The organism is Acidocella sp. MX-AZ02 (genome assembly GCF_000306035.1).
Taxonomy (GTDB): Bacteria; Pseudomonadota; Alphaproteobacteria; order Acetobacterales; family Acetobacteraceae; genus Acidocella; species Acidocella facilis.
Genome location: NZ_JH976207.1, coordinates 1,271,875 through 1,280,296, shown reverse-complemented (window position 1 = coordinate 1,280,296; position 8,422 = coordinate 1,271,875). Strand labels below are relative to the sequence as shown.

At 65.3% G+C, this 8,422-nt stretch carries 9 protein-coding genes and 2 riboswitches; of the genes, 4 read left to right on the top strand and 5 right to left on the bottom strand.

Annotated features, from left to right (window positions below):
• Window positions 1–27: 27 nt before the first annotated feature.
• The 5 genes from MXAZACID_RS06305 to MXAZACID_RS06285 form a co-directional block, all read right to left on the bottom strand.
• The gene (locus tag MXAZACID_RS06305) at window positions 28–336 is read right to left on the bottom strand and encodes a chaperone modulator CbpM (RefSeq protein WP_205619740.1); all 309 of its coding nucleotides are present in this window, start codon (window positions 334–336) and stop codon (window positions 28–30) included.
• Window positions 336–1,229 carry a DnaJ C-terminal domain-containing protein gene (locus MXAZACID_RS06300; RefSeq protein ID WP_008493338.1) on the bottom strand — a complete coding sequence of 298 codons (894 nt, stop codon included), beginning with the start codon at window positions 1,227–1,229 and terminating at the stop codon, window positions 336–338. The genes MXAZACID_RS06305 and MXAZACID_RS06300 overlap by 1 nt, the downstream gene beginning before the upstream one ends.
• A 228-nt stretch (window positions 1,230–1,457) precedes the next feature.
• Window positions 1,458–1,838 (bottom strand): response regulator, encoded by a 381-nt coding sequence (locus MXAZACID_RS06295; RefSeq protein ID WP_008493336.1) that lies wholly within the window; start codon window positions 1,836–1,838, stop codon window positions 1,458–1,460.
• On the bottom strand, window positions 1,835–2,176 hold the full coding sequence (locus tag MXAZACID_RS06290) for a response regulator (protein ID WP_205619739.1): 342 nt from the start codon (window positions 2,174–2,176) through the stop codon (window positions 1,835–1,837). The genes MXAZACID_RS06295 and MXAZACID_RS06290 overlap by 4 nt, the downstream gene beginning before the upstream one ends.
• A 132-nt stretch (window positions 2,177–2,308) precedes the next feature.
• Window positions 2,309–3,094, bottom strand: coding sequence for an ABC transporter ATP-binding protein (locus MXAZACID_RS06285; protein ID WP_008493334.1), 786 nt, complete (start codon window positions 3,092–3,094; stop codon window positions 2,309–2,311).
• An 84-nt stretch (window positions 3,095–3,178) separates the two neighbouring features.
• Window positions 3,179–3,270: riboswitch (glycine riboswitch) on the top strand.
• A gap of 13 nt (window positions 3,271–3,283) precedes the next feature.
• Window positions 3,284–3,382, top strand: a riboswitch (glycine riboswitch).
• 70 nt (window positions 3,383–3,452) lie between these two features.
• Between MXAZACID_RS06285 and gcvT the strand changes: the two genes are divergently transcribed.
• From gcvT to speD, 4 genes are all read left to right on the top strand, one after another.
• A complete protein-coding gene (gene gcvT, locus MXAZACID_RS06280) occupies window positions 3,453–4,490 on the top strand; it encodes a glycine cleavage system aminomethyltransferase GcvT (RefSeq protein ID WP_008493333.1) in 1,038 nt (345 codons plus the stop codon).
• A gap of 12 nt (window positions 4,491–4,502) precedes the next feature.
• Window positions 4,503–4,883 carry a glycine cleavage system protein GcvH gene (gcvH, locus tag MXAZACID_RS06275; RefSeq protein WP_008493332.1) on the top strand — a complete coding sequence of 127 codons (381 nt, stop codon included), beginning with the start codon at window positions 4,503–4,505 and terminating at the stop codon, window positions 4,881–4,883.
• Window positions 4,880–7,750, top strand: a complete 2,871-nt coding sequence (gene gcvP, locus MXAZACID_RS06270; RefSeq protein ID WP_039884765.1) for an aminomethyl-transferring glycine dehydrogenase — start codon at window positions 4,880–4,882, stop codon at window positions 7,748–7,750. The genes gcvH and gcvP overlap by 4 nt, the downstream gene beginning before the upstream one ends.
• A 206-nt stretch (window positions 7,751–7,956) precedes the next feature.
• Window positions 7,957–8,412, top strand: a complete 456-nt coding sequence (gene speD / locus MXAZACID_RS06265) for an adenosylmethionine decarboxylase (protein WP_008493330.1) — start codon at window positions 7,957–7,959, stop codon at window positions 8,410–8,412.
• Window positions 8,413–8,422: the final 10 nt, after the last annotated feature.

Below are 8,422 nucleotides of genomic sequence, written 5' to 3'. Positions count from 1 at the left end.
CCCTGAAAAAAGCGACACCAAAAACTTTTATTTATTTAGTTTATCCAGAATCGCCTCGCGCGCCTCCGGCGGCAGGCTCGCCAGCGCCGCGTTCAGCTTCGCCGCGTTGCGCCGCAACTCGTAGAGCTGGTCCAGCAGCGACAGCACCACCGGCATCGCCGCCTCGCCAATCTCCAGATCATGGCGCAGCGTCTGGATCAGCCTGATCCGCGCTACATCCACCGCCTCGAACTGCCATGCCCCCTGCGCGCCGCGCGCGCGGACCCAGGCGGCCTCGATCCAGCCGCCCAGTTCCGCCTCGTCCAGCCCGGAAATATGCAGAGACTCGAAATCCATCATTTCAGCCCCTCCCTTGGGTTGAAGCCGGGCTGCTCCCAGCCTTCCAGGAATGTCTTCAACGCCGCATCGGCCGGGCCGATGACCACGTTCAGCTTCACATGCAGATCCCCCGCCTCGTGCTTGCCATGCGCCGGCACGCCGCGCCCGCGCAGCCGCATTTCGGTGCCGCTCTCGGTGCCGGGGCGGATCGTCATCGCCACATCGCCGGCCGGGGTGGGCAGGGTGATCTTCGCCCCCAGCACCGCCTCCTTCATCGAGACCGGCACTTCCATATGGATATTGCGGCCCAGGCGGCGGTAGAATTTATGCGGCGCGATATGGATTTCGATCAGCGCATCGCCATCCGGCCCGCCTTTGGCGCCGGGATCGCCCTTGCCACGCAGGCGCAGAATATCCCCTTCCTCGGTGCCGGGGGGAATTTTCACATCCAGCGTGCCGCCATCGGGCAAGGTGATGCGCCTTGTGGCGCCGCTTACCGCCTCCAGGAAGCCAACCTCCAGGCTATATTGCCGATCCCGCCCCTTGGCCGGGCCGCGCGGGCGCTGGTTGAAGATGTTGCCGAACAGATCCTCGAAATCCGCGCCACCGCCGGCACCGGAATAGGCGTAGCGCTCGCCCGGCCCGGCCTCGGCATATTGGCGCCAGCTCTGCGCCTGGGGACGCTCGGCCCCCGAGGCGTCGATCTCGCCGCGATCATATTTGCCGCGCTTCTCGGCGTCGCTGAGCAGGTCATAGGCGCCGGAGATGGATTTGAAGGTCTCCTCCGCCGCCTTGTTGCCGGGGTTGAGATCCGGATGGTGCTTCTTCGCCAGCTTCCGATAGGCGGAACGGATTTCGTCCGCGCTGGCCTCTTTCTTCACACCGAGAATTTTATACGGGTCGTCTGCCATGCTCGTCCCTGAATCGAAGGTAATGCAACCTAGAGCGCTTTCAGGCTGACCGTAAACGGTCGGCGCGCTCTAGCTCTTTGTTTCGACGAGCCACTTTACGACCCTGAATGATTCCAGTCAGGGTCGTGTTGCTCTACCTCTAAGATAGGGAGGCAAAGCTTTATTTAACAACGCCCCGGCACGGTAAAGCCGGCTGCCGGGCGCATCAGCTTTTCAGCGCGAACGCGCTTACTGGCCGTGCCGCCGGGCGGTGAGCCGCTTGATCTGCTCCAGCAGATATTGATGATCGTAAGGCGGGTTTTCTTCCGGCCCCATCTCGCACAGATCATGCGCTTTGGCGGCGGTGCTGGCCAGGCCGGCGCTCAGCACCACGTCGAGATCCGGGAAGGCCTCGCGGGCCAGGCGCGCCGCGGCAAAGCCGACCTCGCCGCGGGAGAACAGCACATCCACCAGCACCTTGCCGGAGTCCAGCAGATGCCGCGCCTCCTCCAGCCCGGCCGCCTCGGCGACGTGATAGCCGCATTCGCGCAGATATTCCGCCACCGTATGGCGCACCAGCACATCGGGTTCCACCAGCAGAACCCGTAACAGCTCTTCCGTCTCGCTCATTTCGCCTCCCGTCCCAGCAGGTCCAATGTCGCCTTCGCCGCCGTCTCCAGCCGGTAGGGCTTGGCCAGGAACAGGCCCAGCGCCGAAACATTCTCCCGGCCCGGATTGGCGGAGGTGATGATGCGTTTGAGTTCCGGATAGGCGGTGGCGATGCGGCGCATCAGCTCCAGCCCGTTGATCGAGCCCGGCATGGTGATGTCCGAAAACACCAGATCCGCATCGCCGCCGGCTTGCAGATAGGTCCAGGCATCGTCGGCGTTGCTCGCCTCGATGACGCGCAGGCCCTCATTGCGCAGCGCTTCCGCCAGCAGCAGCCGGATCACCGGCTCGTCTTCCACAAGCAAAACGGCGGCCTGCGCTTGGGAAGAGGGCGGAGATTTGATGGAGAGCATAGGGAGCAAGCGAGATCCGGCCGTTATGGAACTCTCATGTGGGAGAGGCAGGGGCTTCGCGCAATCCCATCAATTCTATCAATGTTTCAATGTGCTCGACAGAAATTGCCGGAAGCGCTCGGTCTTGGGCGCGGCGAACATCTCGTGTGGCGCGCCTTCCTCCTCGGTCTGGCCTTTATGCAGGAACATCACCCGGCTTGCGACCTCGCGGGCGAAGCCCATCTCATGGGTGACGACGAGCATGGTGCGGCCTTCCTTGGCCAAATCGCGCATCACTTTCAGCACCTCGCCGACCAGCTCCGGGTCCAGAGCCGAGGTCGGCTCATCGAACAGCAGCACGTCAGGCTCCATCGCCAGCGCCCGGGCGATGGCGACGCGCTGCTGCTGGCCGCCGGAGAGCTGGGCGGGGAAGGCGTCCAGCTTGGCGGAGAGCCCGACCTTCTCCAGCATCGCCTCGGCCTTGGCGCGGGCGGTCTTCTTGTCTTGCTTGAGCACATGCACCGGCGCTTCCATGACGTTCTGCAGCACGTTCATATGGCCCCAGAGATTGAATTGCTGGAACACCATGGAGAGCCGGGCGCGCAGCCGCTCCAGCTGTTTCGGGTCGGCACAGGCGCGGCCGCCCTTGCCCTGGGTCATCGCGATGGTCTCGCCCTTGATCGCGACACTGCCCTGGTCGGGCATTTCCAGCATGTTGATGCAGCGCAGGAAGGTACTCTTGCCCGATCCGGAGGAGCCGAGAATGGCGATCACATCCTGGTCGCGCGCCGACAGGGACACGCCCTTGAGCACCTCCACCGATCCGAAGGATTTATGGATGTTCTCCACCGCGAGGGCGGGGGCGGTCTGGTTGGCGTCTAGCATGCGGGGCCTCGATCTGGTTTTTGCGCGTAAGGGGCAGATTCAGCTTTGCAAAATACGTACCCTCGGGCAAAAGGGAAGCGTCCTTACGCGGACGCAGGAGAGAGCGGGGCTTGCCCCGCCGCCGAAGGCGCAACCGGCCCCCGGAACCGCTCAGGCAAAAGGGCTGCGGATCGGTCGCCGTTTTGCGGGGAAGGACACTCTGGAAAGCCGGCGGGAGCCCCCGCCGCACCGACGGGGTCAAGGGTTTCACCACCCGAATCTCTCAGGTCACAGGACAGAGGGGGGTCAGATTTTCCGGGGCGCGCCGCGCGCCGGGTGAACTGACTTTTGGGGGATTTTTCTTTTGGCCCAGACTCCTTTGGACGCTTTGCATCGCCGGCGCGGCGCGCGCATGGTGGAATTCGCCGGCTATGATATGCCGTTGCAATATCAGGGTATCATCGCCGAACATATGGCCTGCCGCACGGGTGCGGCCTTGTTCGATGTTTCGCATATGGGGCAGGCGGAGATTGCCGACGTGGCCGGGCTGGCCCGCTTCGTGCCGGGCGACGTCGCCGGGCTGAAGCCGGGGCGGCAGCGTTATACGCTGCTGCTGAATGAGGCGGGTGGCATTCTCGATGATTTGATGATGGCCAATCTCGGCGCGCATATCCAGCTGGTGCTGAATGCCGGGCGCAAGGCGGCGGATGTGGCGCATCTGCGTGGCAATGGACTCGATGTCCATACCAGGTTCGACCGCGCGCTGCTCGCCCTGCAGGGCCCGAAAGCCAAGGATGTGCTGCCCGAGGCGGCCGGGCTGAAATTCATGGATGTGGCGGCGCTGGTGGTCGAGGGGATCGACTGCATCATCACCCGCTCCGGCTATACCGGCGAGGACGGATTCGAGATTGGCTGTGCCGGCGAGAATGGCGAGGCGCTGGCGGAAAAGCTGCTGGCGCGCGGCGCGGTGCTGGCGGGACTCGGGGCGCGGGATTCGCTGCGGCTGGAAGCCGGGCTGCCGCTCTATGGCAATGATATCGATGAGACGACCGACCCGGTTTCCGCCGGGCTCGGCTTCGCGCTCTCGAAGAAGCGGCTGGCGCATGCGGATTTCCTGGGTGCCGCCGCGCTGGCGGCGGTGCAGGCCAAGGGGCCGGCGCGGCGTCTGGTCGGCATAAGGCTGGAGGGCCGCGCGCCCGCCCGTGCCGGGGCCGAGATCCGGGGCAAGGACGGGCAGAGCCTCGGCCATGTCACCTCCGGGGTGTTTTCCCCCACACTGAATGCCCCGATCGCGCTCGGCTATGTCCGCGCCGATGCGGCTGAAACCGGCACCGCGCTCGATCTGATCGTGCGTGACAAGCCGCTTCCCGGGCAGGTCACGGACCTGCCCTTCGTTCCTCATAACTATGTCCGCTGAAAGGTAAGGCTCATGTCGCAGATTTTCTATTCCAAGGATCATGAGTGGGTCGCCGTCGGGGCGGATGGGCTGGCCACGATCGGCATCACCGACCACGCCCAGGCGGCGCTGGGCGATATCGTGTTCGTCGAGCTGCCGGAGCCGGGGCGCTCGGTCGGCAAGGGCGAGGCCTGCGCGGTGGTGGAGAGCGTGAAGGCGGCCTCCGACGTGTATGCGCCGCTCTCCGGCACGGTGGCGGAGGTCAATCAGAGCATCGTCGATGAGCCGGCGAAGGTGAACAGCGCCGCCGAGGGCGAGGGCTGGTTCTTCAAGCTGCGCCTGCAGGACCCTGCGGCGCTGACCGAGCTGATGGACCGCGCCGGCTATGACGAATTTCTGGGGACGCTTTCGTGAACGCATTGACCGAACTGGCCGCGCTGGAGCGGCCGGATAGTTTCGTGGGCCGGCATATCGGCCCCAACGAGGCGCAGATTGCCGCGATGCTGAAGGCCGTGGGCGCGCCGAGCCTGGAAGGGCTGATCGCCCAGACGATTCCGGAGAGCATCCGCACCAATGCCGCGCTGGCGCTGCCCGCCGCCGAGGATGAGGCGGCGCTGCTGGAGCGGCTGCGCCAGATCGCCAGCCGCAATGTGGTGAAGCATTCGCTGATCGGCATGGGCTATCACGGCACCGTCACCCCGCCGGTGATCCAGCGCAATGTGCTGGAGAATCCGGGCTGGTACACGGCCTATACGCCCTATCAGGCGGAGATCAGCCAGGGGCGGCTGGAAGCGATTTTGAACTTCCAGACCATGATCGCCTCGCTGACCGGGCTGGATATCGCCAATGCCTCGCTGCTGGACGAGGCCACCGCCGCCGCCGAGGGCGTGGCGATGGCCTTCTCCTTGCACAAGGCCGGCAGCAACGTGATCGCGGTGGCGAAGGATGTGCATCCGCAGACCCGCGCCGTGATCGCCACCCGCGCCTGGCCGCTGGGCTGGGAGATTGTCGATGTGGCGCCGGGTGATGCGGCGGCGATCAGCGCGGCGAAGCCGTTCGCGCTGGTGCTGAATTATCCGGGGTCCACCGGGCAGGTGCGCGACCTCTCTGGCGAGATTGCGGCGGGCAAGGCGGCCGGGGCGATGAGCATCGTCTGCGCCGATCTGCTGGCGCTGACGCTGCTGACCCCGCCGGGCGAGATGGGGGCGGATATCACCGTCGGCTCCGCCCAGCGCTTTGGCGTGCCGATGGGCTTTGGCGGCCCGCATGCCGGCTATTTCGCCACCCGCGACGCGTTCAAGCGCGCCATGCCGGGGCGGCTGGTGGGGGTTTCGATGGATGCCGCCGGGCGGCCGGCGATGCGCCTGGCCTTGCAGACCCGCGAGCAGCATATCCGCCGCGAGAAAGCGACCAGCAATATCTGCACCGCCCAGGTGCTGCTGGCGGTGATGGCCGGGTTCTATGCCGCTTGGCATGGGCCGGAGGGGTTGAAGGCGATTGCGCGGCGGGTCAACCTGCAGGCGCGGCTGCTGGCGGATGTGGTGGCCAAGGCTGGCTTCTCGCTGCGCCACACGGCGTATTTCGACACGCTGGCGATCGAGGCCGGCGCGCAGGCGCAGGCGCTGATGGAGAAGGCCGAGGCGGCCGGGTTCAATCTGCGCCGCATCGATGCAACCGGCATCGGCATCGCGCTGGATGAAACCGTTACCCGCTCTGCGCTGGAGGCGCTGGCCGGGCTGTTCGGCGGCACGCTGGGGGAGGCGGCGGTCTCGATTCCGGCAGAGCTGGAGCGCAAGAGCCGGTTCTGCACTGAGGAGGTGTTCAGCGCGCATCATTCCGAGCACGCCATGCTGCGTTATCTGAAGCGGCTGGAGGATAAGGATGTCGCGCTCAACCGCTCGATGATCCCGCTTGGCTCCTGCACGATGAAGCTCAACGCCGCGGTGGAGATGGCGGCGATCACCTGGCCGGAATTCGCCAGCCTGCATCCTTTCGCGCTGGCCGCGCAGACGCTGGGCTTCAAGCAGCTCATCGACGAGCTGGCGGCGTTGCTGTGCGAGGTGACGGGCTTCGCGGCGGTGTCGCTGCAGCCCAATTCCGGGGCGCAGGGTGAATATGCCGGGCTGCTCGCGATTCGCGCCTATCATGAGGCGCGCGGCGAGGGGGCGCGGGATATCTGCCTGATCCCTGCCTCGGCGCACGGCACCAACCCGGCCTCCGCGACGATGGCGGGCTATAAGGTCGTGGTGACCGCCTGCGACAAGCAGGGCAATGTCGAACTGGCCGATATGCAGGCGAAGATTGTCGCCTACGGCCCGCGCATCGCGGCGCTGATGATCACCTATCCCAGCACCCATGGCGTGTTCGAGACCGCGATCCGCGACATCGTGCAGGCGGTGCATGAGGTGGGCGGGCAGGTCTATATGGATGGCGCCAATATGAACGCGCAGGTGGGGCTGACCAGCCCGGCCAATATCGGCGCCGATGTTTGCCATCTCAACCTGCACAAGACCTTCTGCATCCCGCATGGCGGCGGCGGGCCCGGCGTGGGGCCGATTGGGGTGGCGGCACATCTGGCGCCGCATCTGCCCACCCATCCGCTGCGCGCGGATGCGGGGCCGGAAACGGGCTTCGGGCCGGTTTGCGCGGCACCGTTCGGCTCGGCGCTGATCCTGCCCATCCCCTACGCTTATATCCGGCTGATGGGGCCGGAGGGCATCACCCAGGCGACGCGCGCGGCGATCCTGAACGCCAATTACATCGCCACGCGACTCTCCCAGGCCTACCCGATTCTGTATCGGGGCGAGCAGGGGCGCGTCGCGCATGAATGCATCGTCGATTGCCGTGGCTTTGCCGCCACCTCCGGCGTGCAGGTGGAGGATATCGCCAAGCGCCTCGCCGATTACGGCTTCCACGCGCCGACCATGTCCTGGCCCGTCGCCGGGACGCTGATGATCGAGCCGACCGAAAGCGAGGACAAGGCGGAGCTGGACCGGTTCTGCGACGCGATGCTGAGCATCGCCGGGGAGATCGCGCTGATCGCCTCCGGCACCTGGCCGAAGGATGACAACCCGCTGAAGAACGCCCCGCACACCGCCGCCGAGCTGATGGCGGAAGAGTGGGCGCATGGCTATTCCCGGCAGGTGGCCGCCTTCCCGCTGTCCTACGTGGCGGCGCAGAAATACTGGCCGCCGGTGAAGCGGGTGGATAACGTCTATGGCGACCGCAACCTGGTCTGCTCCTGCGCACCGTTGGAGGCTTATCAGGAGGCGGCGGAGTAACGGAAACTTCTTTGTTTCCTGCTTGCGTCTTTCACGAAAACCCCCTGCTCCGCCAACGCGGGGCAGGGGTTAAATTTTTTGGGGTCTGGGGGCAAAATATCACTTGCATCCAGGGGGGGATGGCCTCATAAGCCGCCCCCACTGGCCCAGGGGGGCATGACGCGGTGTCATGTTCTACAGGCTGTCTACTAGTTAGGGGGTTCGCAATGAACGCACTTGCCCAACTGGGGATGGTCTCGGAGTCTCCGAGCGAAAACCAGATGATTTCCACGGTCTCCGACGAGGCACAGAAGGACTATTACGTCGAAAAAGACGGCGTGAAGTACGCCGGCATGCACCTGATCATCGATCTTTGGGGCGCTTCCAACCTGGATAGCCCGCAGCTGATCGACCAGACGCTGTGCGACGGCGCGCGCGCCGCCGGCGCCACCATCCTGCACCACCATTTCCACCATTTCGAGCCGAATGGCGGCGTCTCCGGCGTCGTCGTGCTGGCCGAAAGCCACATCTCCATCCATAGCTGGCCGGAACGTAACTTCGCCGCTCTGGACGTGTTCATGTGCGGCTGCTGCGACCCCTACAAGCTGATCCCCTTCCTCAAGGAAGCCTTCACGCCGTCGCACATACAGATCAACGAGCAAAAGCGCGGCTTGATCGCGTAAGGATCCCAGG

Bases quoted from the DNA above. Each gene is read 5' to 3' on its own strand.
- gcvH (WP_008493332.1), top strand. From the start codon at position 4,503: ATGTCGCAGATTTTCTATTCCAAGGATCATGAGTGGGTCGCCGTCGGG.
- speD (WP_008493330.1), top strand. From the start codon at position 7,957: ATGAACGCACTTGCCCAACTGGGGATGGTCTCGGAGTCTCCGAGCGAA.
- MXAZACID_RS06305 (WP_205619740.1), bottom strand. From the start codon at position 336: ATGGATTTCGAGTCTCTGCATATTTCCGGGCTGGACGAGGCGGAACTG.
- MXAZACID_RS06285 (WP_008493334.1), bottom strand. From the start codon at position 3,094: ATGCTAGACGCCAACCAGACCGCCCCCGCCCTCGCGGTGGAGAACATC.
- MXAZACID_RS06300 (WP_008493338.1), bottom strand. From the start codon at position 1,229: ATGGCAGACGACCCGTATAAAATTCTCGGTGTGAAGAAAGAGGCCAGC.
- MXAZACID_RS06295 (WP_008493336.1), bottom strand. From the start codon at position 1,838: ATGAGCGAGACGGAAGAGCTGTTACGGGTTCTGCTGGTGGAACCCGAT.